This window comes from Sulfolobus sp. A20, assembly GCF_001719125.1.
Lineage (GTDB): Archaea > Thermoproteota > Thermoprotei_A > Sulfolobales > Sulfolobaceae > Saccharolobus.
Map to the genome: position 1 here is coordinate 905,392 of NZ_CP017006.1, position 22,511 is coordinate 927,902.

Here is a 22,511-nt window from a genome sequence, read left to right on the forward strand (position 1 = left end):
TATATCCTTTTTATGTTAAAATATTATGGAGATAAAAGTTGAGCACTAGTTCTGGTGAGGAACAGAAGCCACAGAGAAAAGAGCTTATACTCAAAGTAATGGAGGCTAGACAAAAAGACGTTGGAAGAGGTAAGGTTAGGATTGATATTGATTTACTTTCTCAGATAGATGTTAGTCCAGGCGATGTTGTGGAAATAGAGGGAACAAGAAAGACTGCAGCTATAGCGTGGCCATTATCACCAGAGGACGCAGCGGGTGAGAAAGACATCATAAGAATGGATGGTATAACTAGAAAAAATGCAGGCGTTTCCATAGGAGATAAAGTTGTCGTAAGGAAAGCCATAGTTAAAGCAGCTAACATGGTTAAATTAGCCCCTTCTAATTTCTCAATTACTGTTGACCCTGGCTTCATAAGTTATGTGAAGAAGAGATTGAAGGAGTTTCCATTAGTTGAAGGCGACACAGTATTGATACCAGTTTTAGGTCAAGCTATTCCATTTACGGTTGTTCAAGTAAAACCAGCAGGTATAGTAATAGTTAATGATGAAACCATAATAAACATATCTGACAAGCCTATAGAACCTTCAAGATACCCAAGGGTCACCTATGAGGATATAGGAGGCATGAAAAACATTATAGAAAAAGTTAGAGAATTAGTAGAATTACCATTAAGACATCCAGAGCTATTCAAGAGACTAGGTATTGAGCCACCTAAAGGGATACTGCTTTATGGTCCACCTGGTGTGGGAAAAACGTTATTAGCTAAAGCAATAGCGAATGAAACTGATGCTTATTTCACGTCCATAAATGGACCAGAGATAATGAGCAAATTCTATGGAGAAAGTGAACAGAGACTAAGAGAGATATTCGAAGATGCCAAGAAACATGCTCCAGCTATAATTTTCATCGACGAGATTGATGCTATAGCGCCAAAAAGAGATGAGGTAATTGGAGAGGTAGAGAGAAGAGTAGTTGCGCAATTATTAACTTTGATGGATGGGTTAGAGAGTAGAGGGAATGTGATAGTTATAGCTGCAACTAACAGACCTAGTGCTGTTGACCCAGCTTTAAGAAGACCTGGAAGGTTTGATAGGGAGATAGAAATACCATTGCCAGATAAGCAAGGAAGGCTAGAGATTTTGCAGATACATACTAGGAATATGCCATTATCTAAAAGTGCAGATCTAGAGAAGTTAGCTGATATGACCCATGGTTATACTGGAGCTGATCTATCAGCTCTAGTTAGAGAAGCAGCTATGAATGCTTTAAGAAGGTATTTGCCTAGAATAGATCTAAATCAAGATAAAATTCCGCCAGAGATTTTAGAATCGATGGAAGTGAAAATGGAAGATTTCATAGAGGCATTTAAAGAGATAGTTCCTAGTGGATTAAGGGAAATATATATAGAGGTACCGGAAGTTAAATGGACAGACATTGGTGGGCTTGATGATATAAAGGAGGAACTTAAAGAAGTTGTAGAGTATCCATTAAAGTATTCTGAGGTTTATCAGAACTCTGGGATTGAACCTCCTAAGGGTATTTTACTATTTGGACCTCCGGGGACTGGTAAGACTATGTTAGCTAAGGCAGTTGCCACAGAAAGTGGGGCTAACTTCATAGCAGTTAGAGGACCAGAAATACTATCTAAATGGGTAGGTGAGAGTGAAAAGGCAGTAAGAGAGATCTTCAGAAAGGCTAGAATGTATGCTCCGGCTGTAATATTCTTCGATGAGATAGACGCTATAGCTCCTATAAGAGGAGTTTCTTATGATTCAGGAGTAACAGAAAGAATAGTGAATCAGTTATTAGCTGAAATGGATGGTATTGAAAAGTTAGAAAATGTAGTAGTAATCGCTGCGACGAATAGACCAGACATCTTAGATCCCGCATTATTGAGACCTGGAAGGTTTGAAAAGTTAATATATGTTCCACCCCCTGATAAGAAAGCCAGAATAGAAATACTAAAAGTTCATACTAGAAATATAGTTATAGGTGAAGATGTTAGCCTCGAGGAAATTGCAGAAAGAACAGACGGTTACACTGGTGCTGATCTAGCTGCTTTAGTCAGAGAAGCAGCCATGAGGGCGATTAGAGAAAGCATGAGGTTATGTATAGATAAGACTAATGAAGTTTGTAAATCTAATGATGCGGAATGTAGGGATAAAGCTATGAGAGAGTGTATGAAGAGTAACGGAGTTAAAGTATCTCTAAAACATTTTGATGAAGCAATGAGGAAAATTAAACCATCGATAACTCAAGATATGATTCAATTCTATCAGAATTGGCTAGATAAAGCAAGGCAACAATTACCTAAGACTGTAATAAGACCAAGTACATATGTGTGAAAAAATGTGGAGAAGTATTCCTTTAAATCATGTAGTTTTAGAAAAGTTGAAGAAACATAACACTGTCAAGGATGAGGATTTATATAAGGAGGTAAAAAATTCAATAAATTATGATATATCTTTTGATGAATTTTTAAAAGTACTAATGTCTCTTGAGATGAAGGGTTATATATCTGTTTCCTTAATTAAGGAAAATACAAGAATGATAACATACCTAGGTGATAAGGAATCGGAGTAGATTTAGCCGATCTAGTCAAAGATGTAAAGAGGAAGCTAGTGTTGTATGAGGTAAAAGGTAAAAAGGTAAGTATAGATGGGTATAATGCGTTATATCAGTTTTTAGCAGCGATAAGACAGCCTGATGGCACGCCTCTTATGGATTCTTTGGGAAGAGTAACGAGCCATTTAAGTGGTCTATTTTATAGGACGATTAATATTCTAGAAGAAGGTATAATTCCAATCTATGTATTTGATGGTAAGCCACCTGAACAAAAGAGAGAAGAAATAGAGAGGAGAAGAAAACTGAAGGAGGAGGCTGAGAAGAAATTAGAGAGGGCAAGAACAGAGGGAAGGATTGAGGAAATTAGAAAGTATTCACAAGCCATTATTAAGCTTTCTAATGAAATGGTTGAGGAAAGTAAGCTATTGTTACAAGCTATGGGAATACCTACAATTCAAGCTCCATCCGAAGGAGAAGCTGAAGCCGCTTACCTAAATTCATCTGGCTTTACTTGGGCCTCAGTAAGTCAAGATTACGATTCGATACTTTTCGGAGCTAATAGGCTGATTAGGAATCTAACTATCAGCGGTAAAAGAAAGTTACCGAATAAGGACGTTTATGTTGAAATAGAACCAGAAATAATAGAGACTGAAAATTTACTTAAGAAATTGGGAATAACTAGGGAGCAGTTGATAGATGTAGCTATTTTAATTGGAACGGATTATAATCCAGATGGTATAAAAGGAATTGGGCCAGAGAAAGCTTATAAGATAATCAAGAAATATGGGAAGATAGAAAAAGCAATAGAGTATGGGGAAATTCCAAAATCGCTTATAACTTTCGATATAAACGAGATTAGAAAACTTTTTATGAATCCTCAAGTAATTAAGCCAGATAGAGAGTTAGAACTAGCCGAACCCGATGAAGAAAAGATTATAAAAATTCTCGTGAAAGATCATAACTTTAGTGAGGATAGAGTAAAAAATGGTATTCAAAGATTAACTAAAGCAATAAAGGAGCTGAAAGGGTTATCAAGGCAAAAAGGCTTAGATCAGTGGTTTTAAGAATATTTGAAGATAAGCTTAAAGCTATTAAATCTAGTCTTTAAACTTGTGCAACTGAAGCACTATTTTCCTATTTTTGTTGATCTTTCAAACTTTAGAGTTCTAGTAGTGGGTGGCGGTAAAATTGGCAGTAAAAGAGCGTTAGAGTTTAGAAAATATGGTGCAAAAGTTGACGTTTTAAGTTTATCCTTTTCCGATGAATTGTATAACTCTGGTATAAATTTAATCAATAGCGACGCAAGGAATGTAAACTCTAATGACTTACAAAAATATGATATAATTATAACGTGTACAAGCGATTTTAATTTAAATAAAGAACTTTGTGACTTAGCTAAGAGCTTAGGGAAACTCTGTAATAACCCTACAAATGTGGAAGACTCTAATTTTATAGTTCCTATATTTTATTCTGACGAGAATTATGAAATAGCCATCACGACAAGGGGTAAATCTAGTATTTTAGCGAAAGAGATCTTATCACAAATTACAAAACAATTGAGAGAAAATATGGAAATAAAGAATTTACTAGACGCTATGTATAATGTTAAGTTAATGTTAAAAGATAACATAAAAGACTCATCAGTCAGATTTTCCTTATATCATGTTATTTATAACGATAGTATTTTTAGATCTTATGCATCTAAAGGTAATTTAGAGTATGCTTTAAAAAGAGCTGAGGAGATAATAAATGCTTACAAACAATAGTGATTTTACAGAAAAATACTGTGGTATTATTTTCTCATATAAGACCGTCGGTATGAGCAACCTTCATTTCTATTATTTCAGAGAGTCCGAGATAAAGACTTTATCGAAAATGATAAGTTCAGAGTTAACAATATTGCAAACTTGTAATAGAGTAGAAATTTATCTATATGGCGAGAAAGCTAAAGATTTAGTGAATAATTTAGTTGAATACTTAAATAAGATTCATAATAAACCAATTGGAAACGAAGGATTAGTGTTATGTGGTAGAGAAGTTATTAAGCATCTATTTCAAGTGGCAAGTGGGATTGATTCAATTTCAATTGGAGAATACGAAATTCTCTCTCAGTTGAAGTCAACTATAGAAATGTTTGAGAAGTTAGGAATTAGTGGTAAATATTTAAGAATACTTTTTGAAAGGGCTATTAAGGTTGGTCGAGAAGTTAGGGAGAAAACAAAAATTTCAAGGGGTAAGGTAGGGATATATTCTCTAGCTGTAGAAGAAGCGAAAAAGCGAATTGGAAATTTAAATGATAAGAAGGTTGGTGTGATAGGAGCTGGTGAGATGGGTAACAAGATAGTTAGAATATTATATAATGAGAGAGTAACCGATGTTACAATATTAAATAGAACGTTAGAAAAAGCTAAAATTCTTGCGTCTAAATACGGTTATAAATATGATAATTTTGACTTGGATAAGGTATTTAATTTTGATGTTGTGTTTGTTGCAATTGAAAATAACTTTGGTAACAAAATAATGCAGAACTATTCTAACACACTAATTGTAGATATTTCAGTGCCTCCTATATTTTATGGAAATAACGTTATAACTATAGAAGATCTTGAAAAAGCCTCTCATGAAAATTTGAAAATAAGGGAAGAAGAAATAAATAAGATTAATGAGATTATTGATGAGAAGGTGAATCAGTTTATATATGATTACAAGAAAGAGATATATAGTGAATTTATCTCAAAAATAATGAGAAGAGTGGAAGAAATTAGAAGAACAGAGGTCAGTAGAGCTTATAAAGAACTTCAGAATATTGGTATTAATAACGACGAAGTGTTGGAAATTTTGAATTTAATGACGAATTCAATGTTAAAGAAGGTTTTTCAACCTCTATTTGATAACGTGAGAATGATAATTTTTAATGATGAAGAATCGATTAACTACATTAACTTCTTAATTGATATATTTAAAGATGGCAACTTTTCCGGTAATAAGACCAAGAAGATTGAGGAAAAACAAGTTAATAAGGGATCTAGTAGCGGAAACTCAGCTTAGTAACACTGATCTAATATTACCTATTTTTGTTAAAGAGGGAATTAATGAACCTGAAGAAATCTCATCCATGCCAGGAGTAAGAAGATACCCCCTTAATGATAAGCTTATAAATTTTATAGAGCAGAGTTATGAAAATGGTATTAGAAGTATCATCTTATTTGGGATTCCATCTTATAAAGATCATATAGCATCTTCTGCGTATGATAAAAATGGCATAATACAGATGGCATTAAGGATGATCAAGGAGACGTTCAAAGATAATTTAATTTTAATAACAGATGAATGCACAGACGAGTATACTACGCATGGACATTGTGGTATAGTAAAGCAATGTAATTCGTCTTATATTATTGACAATGATGAAAGTTTAAAGGTTCACGCTAAGATAGCAATAAGTCAAGCGGAAGCTGGAGCAGATATAATAGCCCCTTCAAGTATGATGGATGGTGTAGTTGGGGCAATAAGAAGGGCTCTAGATGAAGCTGGTTTTTATGATACTCTAATCATGTCGTATAGCGTAAAGTATGCTTCAGTATTATATAGTCCCTTTAGGGACGCAGCTTACTCTAAACCAGCATTTGGAGATAGGAGAGGATATCAAATGGATCCAAGAAATGCATATGAGGGTCTTAAGGAAGCTAGACTAGATATTGAAGAGGGAGCTGATATTCTGATGGTAAAACCAGCCCATACCTATTTAGATGTCATCAGAATAGTAAAATCTACTTTCCCTGAATATCCCCTTGCCGCCTATCATGTAAGCGGAGAATATAGTATGATAAAAGCTGCAGCAATTAACGGTTGGATCGATGAGAAGATGGTAGTTCTTGAAATAACTACAGCTATTAAGAGAGCCGGTGCTGATTTCATAATCACCTATTACGCGAATGATATAGCTAATTGGATAAAGGAAGGTGTACCATTTTGACGACTAGTGAGGAATTATGGGATGAGGCAAATCATCTTTTTGCTGGAGGAGTTAATAGCCCAGTTAGAGCTTCAGTAAAACCTTATCCTTTCTTTGTAGATAGAGGCAAAGGTGCATTTCTTTACACTGTGGATGGAAATAAATTAATTGACTATGTATTAGGTTATGGTCCACTAATTTTAGGTCATTCTCCAGATACAATTAAACAAAAAATAATAGAGCAAGTAGAAAAAGGTTGGTTATTTGGTACCCCTTCTAAAGCAGAGATTGAATTGGCTAAAAAAATAATAAAACATATAGCTTCAGCACAAAAAGTAAGATTTGTCAATAGTGGAACAGAAGCCACGATGGCCGCAATTAGATTAGCTAGAGGTTACACAAAGAGAGATAAAATTCTAAAATTTAGCGGAAACTATCATGGAGCACATGACTATGTATTAGTTGAGGCTGGAAGTGCAGCAAGCGAGTATAATATTATTTTATCCGACGGTATTCCAAAAAATATTGCGGAAATGGTTGAAATATGTGAGTATAATGACATAGAATGTGTAGATAAGAAAATAAGGAAAGAAGATATTGCAGCTGTAATATTAGAACCTATCATGGGAAATGCTGGTGTAATATTGCCAGACATTGAATTCCTTAAAGGGATAAGAGAGTTAACTAAAGCCTATGGCTCTCTTCTTATTTTTGACGAGGTAATAACTGGGTTCAGAGTAGATATAGGGGGTGCTCAAAAATTATTTCAAGTTTATCCAGATATTACTACTCTAGGTAAGATAATTGGTGGTGGGCTTCCAATTGGTTGTATCGCAGGGAGAGAGGATATAATAGATAACTTCACTCCAGCTGGAAAGGTCTTTAATGCTGGTACATTTAACGCTAATCCTCTTTCTATGGTTGCAGGTATCGCAACTATAGAGGAGTTAGAGAAAGGGTATCCTTATAATATAGCCAATAAGGCAGTTAAAGCTATTGTAGAGGAATTAGAGACTATGATAAAAGTTAAACATAAGATAAATTATATCGCAAGTATGTTTCAAATCTTCATAGGCGTTGAAAATGTGAGGAATTATTCTGAGGCGAGAATGGCTAATAAGGAAACTTATATAAAACTCCATAATCTCCTACTGAAGGAGGGAGTATTTATACCACCTAGTCAATTTGAGACAATATTTACGTCTGCATCACATGATGATGATATTATAAATCAAACTATATATAAATTGAAAAAAATTATAAGTGAGTTAATTTGAAAAAAATAAAAATAGCTACTAGAGGATCTAGACTTAGTTTAATTCAAGTTGATATGGTAGGTCAAGCTTTAAATAAGTTAGGTATTGAGTATGATATAATCAAGGTGAAAACCAAAGCGGATCTGTTCATGAATGAGCCATTATATAAATTAGGTAAAGGTGTTTTTGAAAGAGAAGTAAATGAAGCGGTTGTTAAAGGAGAGGCTAATGTTGCGGTTCACAGTATGAAAGATTTGCCTTCAGAGCTGCATCCGGATCTTGAAATATTTGGTGTATTAAAGAGAGACTCTCCATATGATGTTCTTATTTCAAAGAAGGGCATAAGAGAGCTGCAAAGCGGTGCAATAATAGGCACTAGTAGTTTGAGACGAAAGAATTTCATTACTTTCTTGAGGGGCGATATTATTGTTAAAGATCTTAGGGGTAATGTAGATACTAGGATTAAAAAATACCTTATGGGAGAATATAATGGCATAATCTTGGCTGAAGCTTCCTTATTACGTTTAAAAATAGATGTAACATACCATAGACTTAACGTATTTGATTTTACACCAGAACCTAACCAAGGGATAGTCGCTATAATAGGTAGGAAAAAAGATATTGAGCTAAAGAAAATGTTTGATGAGATCTCTGACTACGATACTTTAGACGAGGCCTTAGCTGAGAGAGAAGCTATTAATATCGTAGGAGGAGGGTGCCATTCACCAGTTGGTGTACTTTTCAGAAAATATGGGAAAGAGCTATTTGGCATAGCCAGTTATAGTGATGGAAAAAGGAAAATCACCGTAAGTATAAGTAAATCGAACGATCCAAAATTAGTTGGGAAAGAATTAGGTAACGCCTTGAGGAGAGAGATGAAGAATGAAGGTATTGTTTTTTAGGCCCGAAAGTGATGGAGAAGATACTTATAATTTTAATACTACAATAAATGGTATAGAAATAATTAATATTCCATTGTTTAAAGTAGAATGTATACAATATAACTTACCAGAAGACGTTGAAATGTTCGATGCCTTAGCGTTTACAAGTAGGAATGCTGTACGATGTTTTAAAGATGTCAACCTAATTAAAGATCTAAAAGTTTACGCTATAGGAGATGAGACGGCTATTTCTATTAAAGAGAGATTTGGTATATGTCCAATAGTTCCTAAAAAATTTACCAGTATGGAATTGGCTGAAAAAATACTTAGGGATGGAGTTAGGACTCTTATAGCTGTAAGGAGTAAATTAGCTAATAACGATATGAGAAAGACTCTAGAGAATAAGATTAGGTATATAGAAGTTTATGATTACGATTTATCTACAATATATAATAATATAGAATTGGCTGGGAAGTTGATTAGTAATTGTGAAGTAGATGGGATTGCTATAACTAGTTCATCTATCGCAAGAGTTATTGCTAAATATATAAATAAAGAATGTATGACAAAAATATTTAGTATTGGACCGGTTACTTCACGAGTTTTGATAGAGATTGTAGGCGAGGCAAAAATAATAGAGAGTAAAACGCATTCTATATCTGGTATTTTAGAAACTATTGTTAAGGTGATGGGTAACAATGGATGACGTTAGGAGCTTAACACTTAAGGTTCTTCGTAGTATTGATCCAGATATAATCGAAGATACACTTCAAATTAAGTATTATCAAAGTTTTAAAGATAGATTTGATGTATTCGGTGAATTCCAAAATAAAATAGGGCTCTTTGAATTTGCTATAAGCTTCGATAAAAAGGGTAATCTAAAGAGAAAACATATAAATATGATAAGTCCTAAAAATTTGAGGAGTGATTTAGAGAAGAAGATTTATAAAAAATAGGTGCTTACTATTGAAGATATTATTAGCGATAGTTGATGGAATGAGTTATCATATTTTTGAACAATTCAGATATAATTTATCTGATATAAATAAATTAGTAGAAGATGGCAGTTATGGCAAATTAGAGAGTGTTTTCCCAGCAATAACGCCCGTAGCTTTAGCCTCATTATTTACTGGCAAGTTACCCAAAAATCATGGTGTTACGTCTCCGAAGATTTTTGTTAAGGGAAGTAGCCTTAGTAAGCCTTTATCAGCCTACAGTAGTTATTCGTTAAAAGCTGACCCAGTTTGGTACTTACTAGCAAAGAACGGCTATAAAGTAATAGTGCTTACTGCACCTCAAGCTCTTCCCGATAAGTGGAATATGAATAATTTAATATTATTTGATCCTTATAAAGCAAAAATCAAGGAATGCAGTAAAGGCTATATTATAAATCCTGGGGAGAATGATGTATTAGGCGTTAAGATTAGTGTAAAGATCGAAGGTAAGTATATTATAAGACTTACTGATGTCGATAATAACACTCTTGAGTTTACCTTGGAAAAGAACGAATGGACAAAGCCTATAGAGATAACAATGTTATGTAAGGATAAGAGAGTTAAAGGTAATTTTAGATTAAAAGGTTTAGATAATTATATATACATGGCGCCTCCTTCATTTCTTACTACATTGTGGTCAAATAATTACAATTTAGCTGAAGAAGTTTGGAATAATGTAGTTTCACAGTATGGTATGCTTTTGGATGGAGATTATCTCTCGTTAAAGTCTAAAGTCATTACATTTAAGGAGTACTTTGAAACATTGAGGTTCGCTTATGAATTCTTTTACAATTATTCTCTTTATTTACTTGGTAAATATGATTGGGATTTCGCTATAACTTATTTACCTATAGTAGATAACATTCAGCATCTTTTATATGGTGTGGACGATTCTAGATCATTGGATCATATTTTCGAAGTGTATAAGTTAGCAAGTAATTTTATTACTGCTCATATATCAGTGGCTGATAACATTATTATATGCTCTGATCATGGTATCAGAAAAGTAAAGAAGAGAGTGTACTTAAATAAGGTGCTTGAAAAACTTAATGTTTTGAAGGTTAATGGCGATAAAATAGATTGGAAAAGGACAAAGGCTTATTATGGAGGAGGCGGAATTGTAAGGATAAATCTTAGAAATAGAGAAAAATATGGAATAGTAAATAAAAACGAATTTAGTAAATTGGTTAAATATATAACTTACAATCTAGAGAGATTAGAAGATCAAATAACAAGAGAGAAAATCCTAACTGTAATATATTCTAATGAATCTCCGGCTGGGGATAGAGAAGGAGATATAATAATAGCTGGGGTTAACCCGCGTTACTCAATATCTACAGCTATAGAGAAGGAAGAAATATTGGAAGATGTAATACCATATTTTACTATTACGGCAGATCATGGATATTATAAGGACGAAGATATGGAAGGTATAGTCATATTTTATGGTAAGTTATTTAGAAAAGGTAAATTAACTAATGCAAAAATAATCGATGTTATGCCAACAATTTTAAAAATCTTTGGAATTAATATTAAAGCTGACGGCAGAATTTTAAACGAGGTTTTCAAAAATAGTTTTAATCATACCTAGTAAAGTATAAAGATAGAGGGTATTATACATTGAATTTGCCATTGGTTTTAAGTAAAAGACATAGAAGAATAAGAAGTATAAAGGATTGTGAACCTGGACTTCCATATACTGAAATTATATCAAATGAAGGACAAAGGATCAACTTGTGTAAATCGCTCGAGTATACCCAAGACAGTTCAAGAATTCCTTCGTTACCCATAAATAATGATGTAATTCATAGTAAACTGCTAAGGATGTTTCCGGAATTAGTAAAAATTTACTCAAAACATATAATTAATTTACCAACTAAATTTATTCTTAATGAAAATGAGGTCTCTAAAGTTGAGGAAATTCGTGTTGATTCGTTAATAATTGGTGGTGGAACGTCAGCCTTAGGAGCGCTATCCGAATTATCAGGTAAGGAAAGAGTGTTAATGATAACTGCAGAGGTACTGGGTAACTTAAGAAACGAGAATATGCCATTACCCCAAACAAATAGAGAAGATTTCATTAAAATATTAAATAGTATTATTAAGGATAATAAAGATAAAATAATTGAAGGAATTCTTCTGGGCAAGTTTGACGAAGGAATAGCTTTTAGGACAAATGGCAGGATACTTATAGTTAATTCAAACAGAGTTTTCTTAGCTACTGGTGGTAGATATATTCCTCCGATCTTCTCTGGTAATGACACGCCGGGGGTAATATCTAAGAACTTGTACTTCCGTTTAAGAGAGAAGATTAATAGAATAGAAGTAGTTGGCAATAGTGATGATGCGGTAAGAGTATTATTGAGTGTTAATGACTCTAAAAAAATATTAATAAATAATGGTATATTATTTCTATCCAAGTATTATAGAGAGTTAATTGAGAGTATTGGTATAGAAATTCTAAAAACAAAAACCTTAAGAGTACATAGAACAAGTGATGGATTACAGATTTTTACTGATGAAAAACAGTTTTATTCTGATGCTCTAGTTTATGCAGTGATTAAGCAGCCTAAAGTTGACCATGCTTATAATATCGGTCTGTCATACAGTTTTGATAAATATTTGCATATCTATATGCCTAATCACTCAATTGAGGGTAAAGCAAATGAAAATGTTTACATTATTGGAGGAATGAGGGGAATATCCGATGAATATACCTCCTTTCTAAGCGGGAAAGCTAGTGTGAATTCAAAGTATCTAGACGAATTTATAGATAATATGAAAACATATAACTATATCTTCAATTATTATGATAATAGCTTTATTGTTAATTCGTCTCCATACTTATACGGAGATAGCGGATATGTTTGTGAATGTGAAGATGTAACATATGATCAAGTAAATAGGAAGATAAAAGATGGATTTAATAGTGTAGAGGAAATAAAAAGGGTCACCGGTTTAGGTACAGGAGAATGTCAAGGCAAAATTTGTACTTATATAGTGGGTAGTATTACTAAGTCTGAAAATCTGATAACTTTTAGATCCCCGTTGTATAGATTGGTGATATAATATGACGTTCTTAATAGTAGGAGCAGGTTCTCATGGTTTAAGTCTAGCATACCATTTAGTAAAGAAAGGATTTAATAAAAATGACATTTATATCGTAGAATGGAAACGTATAGGCTACGGTTCAAGTAGTAGGAACGCTAGTAGATATAGGTATCATTTTTACAGCAAGGAGAACGTTGAATATGCTATAGATGCAATAAATTATCTAAAGAGACATTCTAAAGAATTAGTATATAATCCATTATTAGTTAGAACTGGCTATTTATGGCTAATAAAGAATGAGAGTTTATATGAACAATTTAAGAAATTAGATGCTATATGGAAAGGCTACCATATTGGAGGTAAATTCATAGAATGTGAAAAATACAGATTTATAAAATTTGACGGAATATGCTACTTAGCTCCTCAAGATGGTTCATTTCATCATGATTATATCCTATATAGCTATTATTATAGTATTAAGAATAGTGTTAATTTTATTTATGATAAGATAAGCTTAATACAAATAAATAACGGAAAGGTAAAGGGAGTTAGGCTTAGTAATGGAAAGGAGATTCATGTCGATAACGTAATAATTACTGCAGGCGCTTGGTCAAGCGAGCTACTTTCAACTGTAGGTATTAGTTTACCTATATATCCTGAGCTAAAAGAAATATATATAACAGAACCCTTAAGATACTTGATAGAGCCTCTAGTAATAGATCCTGAAAATCAGATATACTTCTCTCAGACTTTGAAAGGGGAAATAATTGGTGGATTAGAAGATAAGCGTGAATATGGCTTTCATGAATTTACAGTTTCGCTTAAAAATACAATAAAATATCTTAGATCATTGAAGGAGATCGTTTACGGAATAGAAGGAATTGGAATACTTAGAGGATGGTCTGGATATTATGAGATGACGCCAGATAGTTCTCATATTATGGGTTTCTCAAATCATTGGCCCGAGGGACTTTACATAGATGCTGGGTATAGTGGACACGGTATGATGTTTGCTCCTTTCTCCGGAAAAATTATGGCTGAGTTTTTAGCTGATAATGTTAAAAATAAATATTTGGATATTTTCTCCCCAGAAAGGTTCAATTTACATAGATTGATAAACGAGAATCTAGTAATTTAACTTTAAAGTCCCTTATTTTTACGGCATATCTATAGCAATTTTACCTAAATTTTTAGAAATATAGTCGGCTAATTCTTTAGAATGTCCTTTTCTGCCTCCATCTGTAATTATGTATTTGGCAGAAGTATTTTCCACATAATATAGTAAATCATCAAAATCAGCGTGATCGCTGTAAGGTACCAAAAATGACTTTTCATCTATTTTTTTAATTAAGGTATTAAATTCCCATCCACTTAATAGAAAGTTAAAATGGGTTTTTCTTCGTCTCTTAAACTCATTAAAGTGAGAGAACTTTATATACCAATTGTCTCGTAATATTTCTTTAGTTTCACGATTATTCTCTTCAAATACATCTGTAATTTTAAACCCGTATTTTTTAACTATATTTGTGATCTTATATATCTTTCCATTAGTTATAAAAGGAGCGTCAATACCTAACTCTCTCAATTTTATCATTATCTCTTGTATTTTTCCATGATAACCAAATATCTCAACTGGACCATGCATTAAAGCATCCCTTATATAATCAGCAAATAGTATTTCTATGTCTTCCTTAAAGGGCCTTTTGAATTCAGGTCTTCCGTACGTAGCCTCAATTATTAATATGTCTGGATTCAGTATTGGCGTCCCTTTACCTGGGTTCTTAAAATCGCCGGTATATCCTATTTGAAGACCATTTTTTAGCTCTATTAACACTTGAGCGGATCCTATAACGTGTTCAGCTCTTTTTAATGTTATATTTTCATCCTCAATGTTGAGTTTAATATCATAGTTTACTCCAAAGGTTTTTCTTGGTGGTATCGAATAATCTAAATTCAAAATTTCAAGAGTTACTGAAGTCGCAATAATCCCTTGACAAATTCTTATACTTTTCTCAAGATCTTTTATGTGATCTGCGTGAAAATGTGTAGCTACTCTGAATGGTCTATCGTGATGCCCATCTATCGTAAAATTATTTCCGACCAGTATGGCTCCATTGGGAAGAATCTTTACAAGATCTCGAATATACACATTCAGACTATTATTCATTATTAAATATTAGCGTTTTCTTCTGACTGGCTAGTATCTACCTTTTTCTTTAACTGTCTCTTATACATCTCTAAGATCTCTTCAGTTGTAGTAGCATCCTCTGGACCTTTATCTTCTCTCCATCTTATGAATCTAGGAAATCTGATTGATAATCCAGAATCTTTAGCTATCATATCTTGGCAACATGAATGTAAGGGAGAGAGTGTTATCTCGGCACCTATTATTTCCGCTACATATAATGGCTCTACCCACACGTCAGGCTCCATTTTAGAATTTACTCTAGGATGTTTGGTTTGCCTCTTTATCTCATTCAATTTCTTTTGTAAATCATCTAGTTGTTCATCAGAGAATCCACTAGCTACCTTGCATACTGAATCAAAAGTATCAGTGGATGGATTGTAAGCTGCCATCAATAATGAACTTAATTTTCCACCTCTTTTGCCTTTTCCGTAGAAACCTCCTATTACTACTAAATCTACCGTGTCAGCCATTTCACTCTGGTAGTCACGCTTTAACTTTATCCATAGCCATCCTCTAGCTCCAGCTTGATAAATCGAATCTTTACTTAAGGATTTAACCATCACCCCTTCTGTTCCATCAGATATTGCTTGATAAAAGAATTGTTTCAATACATTTACATTATCCGTCATGATATGGTTAGCTATTTTTACTTTATCATTATTTTTTACAATAGCTTCTAAAATTTTCCTTCGATCTTGCAAAGGTCTATTAGTATAATCTTCGTCGTTATATAGCATTAGGTCAAATAAAAACACGTTAACCGGGTAACTCTTAATAGCTTCATGAATATCAGATTTTCTCTTTCTATGCATTAGCTCTTGAAATGGTCTAATTTCTCCACTCTCTGGATCTATAGCTACAATCTCACCCTCAATTATGAACTTGTCTCCATCTATAAACTCACTAATGTAATCTACGACATCTGGGTACTGTGAGGTTATGTTTTCTAATCTTCTGGAAAAGATATAGATTTTATTCCCATCCTTGTGTATTTGAGCTCTTTCCCCATCATATTTATAGTCAACTAAGGCTAAACCACCAACTTTTTTCAATATTTCCTCTGGATCTGAGAGCCTTTCTGCTAACATTGGTCTAATAGGAATTCCTGCCTCAGGCTTGACAGTTTTTAATGCTTCAATGCCGTTTTCCATTAGAATTTTTGCAATGTTACCTAGGTCAGCTCTAACGTTATATGCTCTTTCTATTATTTCTGAATTATTTTGCCCACCTCCAAATGCAATAGCTAAAGCATCTATAATTGTTGCATCACCTATTCCAACTCTTAGTCTGCCTTCAACGAATCTTACTAAGAATTTAGCTTCTAGTGGATCTGCCTTTTTTAGCAATCCAGCCAGTAACCTAATTTTTAAATCTCTACTGCCTTCGCCAGTTGTTAATGCTATCTTACTTAGCGTAGAGTAAGTTTCTTCTAGACTCAATCCTTCATCAGTTTTACCAGTATTCAGAAAACTTAAAATTGAAGAGGATTGTTGTTTACTCTTTAACATTCTAGCTACTTCTCCAAGATCTCCTAACTTTTTGTTTAAACCTTCTACTTCACTCTCTTTAACATTAGTAGCTATACTGATTGCCTTAATAAGGAATTTCTCTCCAATACCTAATTCTGGATAACCCAAGAAGTCTGGCCATAATTTTCCTTGGATAATATAAATTACTTTGTCTACGTTTTCCTTGTCAGCCTTGCTTAACAGATCAGAGAGTAAGGCCGTTAATTGCAATCTTGAGGAAATTTTTTCCAATTTGTCAAAATAATCTGCGATAACTTTAAACTGCATAATACTAATTAGTTTGTGTGACTTAATAATTTTTAAATGATGATACTCGGCAATTCTGAGATGTGAAGAATCAGAGTTACGCTGAAAAATTGGATATTTTCTTGTATTTAATTTTTATTTAAAACATCTTTAACCGCTTTTCTTACTGCATCTTTAGAGGTAAGTTTTGGTTTCCAACCCAACTTTTTTATCTTAGTTATATCTAATAGCATAAACCTCACATCACCGGGCCATCCTCTACCTTCTCCTGCGTCCTCATATATAATTTTAGGATTGACGTTCATCTCACTCATAACAATATTTGCTATTTCGTCCACAGTAATCCAATCTTCATTTCCCACATTATATACATTAAAAGTATTATTATCCCTAGTTTCTAGTACGAAGAATGCTTCAATTAGATCATCTATGTAAAGGTAACTTTTTCTTTGCTTTCCATTCCCTAAGATTTTCAATACGTTAGGGTTACTCTTTAACTTATTTACGAAATCAATAATTACTCCATGCGTAACTCTGCCACCTATTATATTAGCTAATCTAGTTATAATACTTTTAATACCATATTGCCTAGCATAATAATCCACTATATTTTCGCACAGTAATTTAAATAAACCATAGTTTGAGATGGGTTTTAATTCTGCTGTTTCTGGAGTTGGTATTATATTTGACTCTCCATATACTGTAGACGAAGAAGTAAAGATTACTTTTAGCGCATCTTTTTTCCTAGCCAGTTCCATAACATTCAACGTAACTCTTACATCTCTCTCAAAATGTTCTAAAATATTTGTCATTGACGACTTGACATCAGGGTGTGCAGCAAGATGATAAAAAATTGCACCCTTTTCTATTTCGTTAAATTCATTCGTTATAGGTATCCTAAGATCATATTTCATAGTTTTAGCATCTCTATTTATATAATTTCCTAGGGAAAAGTCATCTATTACTACGACTTCTGAACCTTTTTTTATTAGATGGTCTGTTAAATGTCCTCCTATGTATCCTGCTCCTCCGAGAATAACATACAAAGTTAGATCACAGATGATTATTAGCATAATTATTTATTAAAGTAAAGGACGTGAAAGTTGTAACTTTCCAATCAGTTATTCCTATTTTTCTCTACCTTAGCTACGATATTATTAAAAATTAACTTAATTGTATAATTCTTACTTTTTATTTTCTTTACTGAAATTATAAGATTTACCTTCTTGTCCCTAGGATACTTTTTATCTTTTATTATTATTGGGTCTAATCCCAGATTTTTTGATTCAGTTAAAATATCTTCTATGGTAATTTTATACTGGATTTTTCTAACTCTTCTACCTTTAGATCTGCTGTTTGATAAGAAATATGAAGGCCAAATAACTATTCTGTTTTCATCTTTAAGATCCCTTAGACTCATCTCTAACCAACACTGCATTAATAACTCCATCTTGACCTGGTCTAGACTTAACTATTGCAATGCCTGCTTCAGTTCTTATCTTAGCCCCTCTTATAATAATTCCTCTTCTAGCCAGCTCCTTATTGGCAGGAGTTTCAATCACTTCTAATATCTTAACTTTCTTAGCAGTATTATTAGCAGGATCTATTAGGTTGGCAAAGCTTGCATACTTTAACCTCACTTTAAAATTACCACCTAATATTCTTTCTTTAACTCTCGTATCTTCAGATGAGATGGTAGTAAATGTAGGAGGGCTGCCAATTTCATATTTTCTCTTATCTCTATTTTTTCCCTTTAACCCGCCAGATATTTTTCTATTGTCTGGGCCTTGATAAAATCCCATAATTAACGCCGAGTTTAAAATCTAGATCACAAGAATAAAAACTTAAGCCCCAAAGTTACGTTTTCTTTTTTGATATGATCTAATGGCTCTCCATAAATCTATTTTTCTAAACTCTGGCCAATAAGCTTCGCAGAAGAAGAGTTCTGAGTATGCTATATGCCACAATAAGAAATTACTTATTCTAACTTCCCCTGAAGTTCTAATAACCAGATCAATGTCTCCTAGTTCACTATCATAAAAATACTTTCTAAATAACTCTTCATTTACATCTTCTTTCTTTATTTTTCCATCTTTGTAGTCTTTAATAATTTTTGTTACTGCATCTATAATTTCTTGTCGTCCACCATAACATATTGCCAAAGTTAATTTCCTTTTATAATACCTAGAGGTTTTCTCTATTATTTTATGAATGTATTGCTGCAACTCCAGTGGTAGTTTATCAAGCTTACCTATAGCATTAACTCTTATTTCATATCTATCGATTATAGGATCACTTAATAACTCCTCTAGTCCTCTCCTTATATAACTTAATACTATAGACAGTTCCTCAGTGCTTCTCTTCTCACAGTTTTCAGTTGAAAGCGCGAATACAGTTATGTTTTGAATCCCTAGATTAAGTAACCAAATTAAAACTTCTTTCAATTTCCTATATCCATAAAAGTATGCATCGCCAAGAGAAAGATTATTTAATCTAGCCCATCTTCTGTTTCCGTCTGGTATGATCCCCACATGCTTAGGTAGGGGCCCATCTTTTATTTCTCTCCATAATGTCATTTCATAAATTTTATATATCGGCCTTAAGACTAATCTTTTTAGCTTCTCTTTTGCCATAACTCTTCTATTGCTAGCATATACGTCTTTACACCTATATATATTTCATCCAAACTGATTTTTTCTTGATCTGTATGTTCTAAAGAAGAATTGCCAGGTCCATATCCTGCTATATTATAGCAGATCTTATTTAAAATGTTCATGTCACTAGTTCCTGCCTTTCTAACTAATCTAGGCTTAAGTTGTTGTTTTAATAAAGCTCTCATTAAAGATTTTACTACATCGTTATTTGTGCTTACTTTTACTGGTGGTGTTTCATCGATTACTTTAATTTCACACTCCTTAAAAATATTCTGAACTTCGTCAAGTATTCTATCTCTATTATCATTAATAGCATATCTAATATCTAAGTGTAGATACACTTTAGAGGGGGTCACGTTAAATGTATCACCTGCATTTATAACTGTTGGGACAATTGAAACTTTATCGAATTTTTCGGGTGGTTTGTATATTTCTAATATTTTTTTAGAAATATCTACTATTAAATTATTTCTTGCTGAAGATGAGTGTTCTGAGTTACCATAGCATTGAATATCAAGTTGAATGGATCCTCTATACTCTATTACTATGTCAGTAGTATTTGTTGGTTCCCCTACTATACAATGTCTATAGTTCGAGCTAAGGGAAACTAACTCTCTGGCACCTATGCTAGTGCTTTCTTCATCCGTGAGTGCAGCTACTGTAACTTTTATTCCTCTTTCATTAAGTAACCATGCAGCTAAAATCATCCCTACTAGTGGTCCCTTCGCATCAACTGCTCCTCTTCCATAGATTGTCTCACCTTCTTCCTTAGGAGGTATGAAGCCAGGTACTGTATCAACATGAGAGGCTAATAGTACATCTCCTTCGCCAAGTATAAAAGAATTTGATTTAGGTAGTATTTTTAGTTTTAAATTAAGTTGATTTGAAATCTTCTCAAAAAATGCTGTTGAAGTCCTTTCATTTTTAGAGGGCGTGTAAATAGATAAAATATCAAGAAGTAACTCTTTTGCTTTCTGTTTCACTAATTCCTTTTCTTGCAGCATCTGAAGCCCACTCCATATCTGCTTGTGTTATTAAATAAGGTGGTAAAAATCTTATAGTAGAAATTCCTGCCTTTAAGGATAAGACCTTTTCGTCTTGGATTACCTTTATTGCTTGAGAGGGATTAAATCTGAGATCAATTCCGATCATTAATCCTAACCCTCTTATTTCTCTAACTGATTTAAAGTCACGTAATTTTTCTTCGAGTAATTTCATGAATAATCTACCTTTTTCTTCTGCTTGATATGGCACGTTTTCGTTTACGAGCACTTTACAAGATGCTGTAACAGCAGCTGCTGCCAATGGATTTCCACCATAAGTCGAACCATGGTCGCCTTCTTCTAGTGCTTCACTTATCCATTCTGGTAAAAATACAACACTCACTGGAAATCCTCCACCTATTGCCTTTCCTGCCGTTAAAATATCCGGTTGGATGCCAAAGTGTTGATATGCCCATATTTTACCGGTTCTCCCAAAACCTGTTTGCACTTCATCAATTATAAGTAGTGAACCGGTCTTTTGTGTTATTTCACGTAAACTTTTCATAAACTCTTGTTTAGCTGGTATTACTCCTCCCTCTCCTTGTATTGGCTCTACGATAACCCCAGCTACCTCTTCATTTATTTGTTTTAATAAGTCTAAATTGTTATATTCCAAGAATTCGACTGGCGTTAAGAGAGGTTCAAAAGGTTCTCTATACTTCTTATTCCAAGTAACGGATAGTGCTCCTACTGTTCTTCCGTGAAAAGAGTTTTTAAACGCAATTATTTTCTTTCTTTTTGTCACCTTTCTCACTATTTTTAAAGCTAACTCTACTGCTTCAGATCCGCTATTTAGTAAAAATGCGTTATCTAGATTATCTGGCTTTACACGATCAAGTTCTTTTATCATTTCCTCTCTTATCGGAGTATCAAATGCTGGTGATAATGTTACTATTTGATTAAGCTGCTTGGTTAAATATTCTATGACGGTCTTGTTTCTATGTCCAAGAAAAGCTACACCATGTCCTGCATGCATATCTAAATATTTTGTTCCATTAATATCCCATACATATTGACCTTCTCCTTTAACTATTTTTAGACCTCTATCTTGATAAAACTTGAGAAGCTTCATTCACCTTTTCACCCATTCAGCAATTTTCTTTAATAAAAATTCTGACAAATTAAAGTTATTTACTCTTACAGTATTTTTATACTCCGGAACCCCATTCACTTCATCGACAATGTATCCTCTTTCCTTATCTTCAAATACGTCGATCCCTAGGAAAAATCCTCCTACTATTTTTTGTACTTTTAATGCAATTTCCCTAATCTCTTCATCTATTTTGAGAGGAAGTGCTTTAGCACCTAGAGCAGTGTTAGTTCTCCAGTTCCCCTCATTTACTCTATATATTCCGACAGGAACTTCGTCTCCTATTACAAAAACTCTAATATCTCTATTAGGTTTATTTATGAATTCTTGTACATAAAATATATCTTTATACTTTTGGTTTGTAAATTCTTGATATTCTAAATAACTATATAAAGTATCAGCATTATCAGCCTTAGCTACCATCCTTCCCCAACTTCCTTCAACTGGTTTTACAACAACTGGAAATCCAAGTTTCTTAGCATATTCTAACGCAGATATTCTATTAAACGCTACATAAGTTTTAGGAACGTTAATATTATGTTTTGATAATAAATAGGTTGTAAATATTTTATTTTCACATAAAATAAGATTATTATAATCATTAATCACATGGTAGCCCATCTGCTCTATTATAAAAGAAGTTACGAGGGCTCTATTATGAGAGACGTTTCTTTGCAAAAAAATATCTATATCTTCATTTAATTTTAGCTCATTAGAAAAAAACACTGTATCCTTAGTATACAATGGATATAGCTTAAAACCTAACTTTTTACTCTCCTCGACTAAGTTTTTTTCCTCCCATCGCAAAATATCATACAATAATCCTATTCTCACTCTCCCCAGTCCTCGCCAACTTCTTCCGCTAATCTAAGATTTAATCTATTATTTTGCTTGATTATTTCTAATTGAGCGCCACACTCATGCTCTACAAGCTCTCCAGGTAACGCATCATCTTCTACACTTACATCTCCACCACATACTGGACATTTTAGGATTACCATATCAAGATCAGTTAGAGAGTATATGGTTTTGTGTTGAAAAACTTTTTAGTAATAAAT

General features: G+C 33.2%; 23 protein-coding genes. 13 read left to right on the forward strand and 10 right to left on the reverse strand.

Annotated elements, in window-relative coordinates; translation table 11 throughout:
- Positions 1-38 precede the first annotated feature (38 nt).
- Genes BFU36_RS05035 through BFU36_RS05095 form a run of 13 tightly spaced genes read left to right on the forward strand, consistent with a single transcriptional unit; the run spans position 39 to position 13,841 of the window.
- The gene (locus BFU36_RS05035; RefSeq protein WP_069282547.1) at positions 39-2,345 is read left to right on the forward strand and encodes a CDC48 family AAA ATPase; all 2,307 of its coding nucleotides are present in this window, start codon (positions 39-41) and stop codon (positions 2,343-2,345) included.
- Between the two features lie 4 nt (positions 2,346-2,349).
- On the forward strand, positions 2,350-2,583 hold the full coding sequence (locus BFU36_RS05040; protein WP_069284602.1) for a hypothetical protein: 234 nt from the start codon (positions 2,350-2,352) through the stop codon (positions 2,581-2,583).
- Positions 2,574-3,629: a flap endonuclease-1 gene (fen, locus tag BFU36_RS05045; RefSeq protein ID WP_083216350.1), complete on the forward strand. Its 1,056-nt coding sequence runs from the start codon at positions 2,574-2,576 to the stop codon at positions 3,627-3,629. The genes BFU36_RS05040 and fen overlap by 10 nt, the downstream gene beginning before the upstream one ends.
- A gap of 48 nt (positions 3,630-3,677) precedes the next feature.
- Positions 3,678-4,331 (forward strand): bifunctional precorrin-2 dehydrogenase/sirohydrochlorin ferrochelatase, encoded by a 654-nt coding sequence (locus tag BFU36_RS05050; RefSeq protein ID WP_069284603.1) that lies wholly within the window; start codon positions 3,678-3,680, stop codon positions 4,329-4,331.
- The gene (locus tag BFU36_RS05055) at positions 4,315-5,613 is read left to right on the forward strand and encodes a glutamyl-tRNA reductase (protein WP_069282548.1); all 1,299 of its coding nucleotides are present in this window, start codon (positions 4,315-4,317) and stop codon (positions 5,611-5,613) included. The genes BFU36_RS05050 and BFU36_RS05055 overlap by 17 nt, the downstream gene beginning before the upstream one ends.
- Entirely contained in the window at positions 5,531-6,541 is a 1,011-nt protein-coding gene (gene hemB / locus BFU36_RS05060; RefSeq protein WP_069282549.1) for a porphobilinogen synthase, read from the forward strand. The genes BFU36_RS05055 and hemB overlap by 83 nt, the downstream gene beginning before the upstream one ends.
- The gene (gene hemL / locus BFU36_RS05065; protein ID WP_069282550.1) at positions 6,514-7,797 is read left to right on the forward strand and encodes a glutamate-1-semialdehyde 2,1-aminomutase; all 1,284 of its coding nucleotides are present in this window, start codon (positions 6,514-6,516) and stop codon (positions 7,795-7,797) included. Before hemB ends, hemL begins: the two co-directional genes overlap by 28 nt.
- Positions 7,794-8,678 carry a hydroxymethylbilane synthase gene (gene hemC / locus BFU36_RS05070; protein ID WP_083216351.1) on the forward strand — a complete coding sequence of 295 codons (885 nt, stop codon included), beginning with the start codon at positions 7,794-7,796 and terminating at the stop codon, positions 8,676-8,678. The genes hemL and hemC overlap by 4 nt, the downstream gene beginning before the upstream one ends.
- Positions 8,659-9,363 (forward strand): uroporphyrinogen-III synthase, encoded by a 705-nt coding sequence (locus BFU36_RS05075; protein ID WP_069282551.1) that lies wholly within the window; start codon positions 8,659-8,661, stop codon positions 9,361-9,363. The genes hemC and BFU36_RS05075 overlap by 20 nt, the downstream gene beginning before the upstream one ends.
- A complete protein-coding gene (locus BFU36_RS05080; protein ID WP_069282552.1) occupies positions 9,356-9,613 on the forward strand; it encodes a hypothetical protein in 258 nt (85 codons plus the stop codon). Before BFU36_RS05075 ends, BFU36_RS05080 begins: the two co-directional genes overlap by 8 nt.
- Before the next feature lie 40 nt (positions 9,614-9,653).
- Positions 9,654-11,243, forward strand: a complete 1,590-nt coding sequence (locus BFU36_RS05085) for an alkaline phosphatase family protein (protein WP_069284605.1) — start codon at positions 9,654-9,656, stop codon at positions 11,241-11,243.
- 29 nt (positions 11,244-11,272) lie between these two features.
- The gene (locus tag BFU36_RS05090; protein ID WP_069282553.1) at positions 11,273-12,721 is read left to right on the forward strand and encodes a (2Fe-2S)-binding protein; all 1,449 of its coding nucleotides are present in this window, start codon (positions 11,273-11,275) and stop codon (positions 12,719-12,721) included.
- A 1-nt stretch (position 12,722) separates the two neighbouring features.
- Positions 12,723-13,841 carry an FAD-binding oxidoreductase gene (locus BFU36_RS05095; protein ID WP_069282554.1) on the forward strand — a complete coding sequence of 373 codons (1,119 nt, stop codon included), beginning with the start codon at positions 12,723-12,725 and terminating at the stop codon, positions 13,839-13,841.
- A gap of 18 nt (positions 13,842-13,859) precedes the next feature.
- Here BFU36_RS05095 and BFU36_RS05100 read toward each other — a convergent pair whose 3' ends face one another.
- The 10 genes from BFU36_RS05100 to lysW/argW form a co-directional block, all read right to left on the reverse strand.
- Positions 13,860-14,846, reverse strand: coding sequence for an MBL fold metallo-hydrolase (locus tag BFU36_RS05100; protein ID WP_069284606.1), 987 nt, complete (start codon positions 14,844-14,846; stop codon positions 13,860-13,862).
- A 26-nt stretch (positions 14,847-14,872) separates the two neighbouring features.
- A complete protein-coding gene (locus tag BFU36_RS05105; protein ID WP_069282555.1) occupies positions 14,873-16,687 on the reverse strand; it encodes an ATP-dependent DNA ligase in 1,815 nt (604 codons plus the stop codon).
- A 107-nt stretch (positions 16,688-16,794) separates the two neighbouring features.
- Positions 16,795-17,712: an NAD-dependent epimerase/dehydratase family protein gene (locus BFU36_RS05110; protein ID WP_069282556.1), complete on the reverse strand. Its 918-nt coding sequence runs from the start codon at positions 17,710-17,712 to the stop codon at positions 16,795-16,797.
- A gap of 71 nt (positions 17,713-17,783) precedes the next feature.
- Entirely contained in the window at positions 17,784-18,086 is a 303-nt protein-coding gene (locus BFU36_RS05115) for a signal recognition particle subunit SRP19/SEC65 family protein (RefSeq protein ID WP_069282557.1), read from the reverse strand.
- Positions 18,067-18,468, reverse strand: coding sequence for a 30S ribosomal protein S8e (locus BFU36_RS05120; protein ID WP_069282558.1), 402 nt, complete (start codon positions 18,466-18,468; stop codon positions 18,067-18,069). The genes BFU36_RS05115 and BFU36_RS05120 overlap by 20 nt, the downstream gene beginning before the upstream one ends.
- A 42-nt stretch (positions 18,469-18,510) precedes the next feature.
- Positions 18,511-19,299 carry a polyprenyl diphosphate synthase gene (uppS, locus tag BFU36_RS05125; protein WP_069282559.1) on the reverse strand — a complete coding sequence of 263 codons (789 nt, stop codon included), beginning with the start codon at positions 19,297-19,299 and terminating at the stop codon, positions 18,511-18,513.
- Complete coding sequence (locus BFU36_RS05130) at positions 19,281-20,324, reverse strand: N-acetyl-lysine deacetylase (RefSeq protein ID WP_069282560.1); 1,044 nt, start codon at positions 20,322-20,324, stop codon at positions 19,281-19,283. The genes uppS and BFU36_RS05130 overlap by 19 nt, the downstream gene beginning before the upstream one ends.
- Positions 20,272-21,435, reverse strand: coding sequence for a [LysW]-aminoadipate semialdehyde/glutamate semialdehyde transaminase (lysJ, locus tag BFU36_RS05135; protein WP_069282561.1), 1,164 nt, complete (start codon positions 21,433-21,435; stop codon positions 20,272-20,274). The genes BFU36_RS05130 and lysJ overlap by 53 nt, the downstream gene beginning before the upstream one ends.
- On the reverse strand, positions 21,436-22,287 hold the full coding sequence (gene lysX, locus BFU36_RS05140; RefSeq protein WP_069282562.1) for a lysine biosynthesis protein LysX: 852 nt from the start codon (positions 22,285-22,287) through the stop codon (positions 21,436-21,438).
- The gene (gene lysW/argW / locus BFU36_RS05145) at positions 22,284-22,454 is read right to left on the reverse strand and encodes an alpha-aminoadipate/glutamate carrier protein LysW (protein WP_069282563.1); all 171 of its coding nucleotides are present in this window, start codon (positions 22,452-22,454) and stop codon (positions 22,284-22,286) included. Before lysW/argW ends, lysX begins: the two co-directional genes overlap by 4 nt.
- Positions 22,455-22,511: the final 57 nt, after the last annotated feature.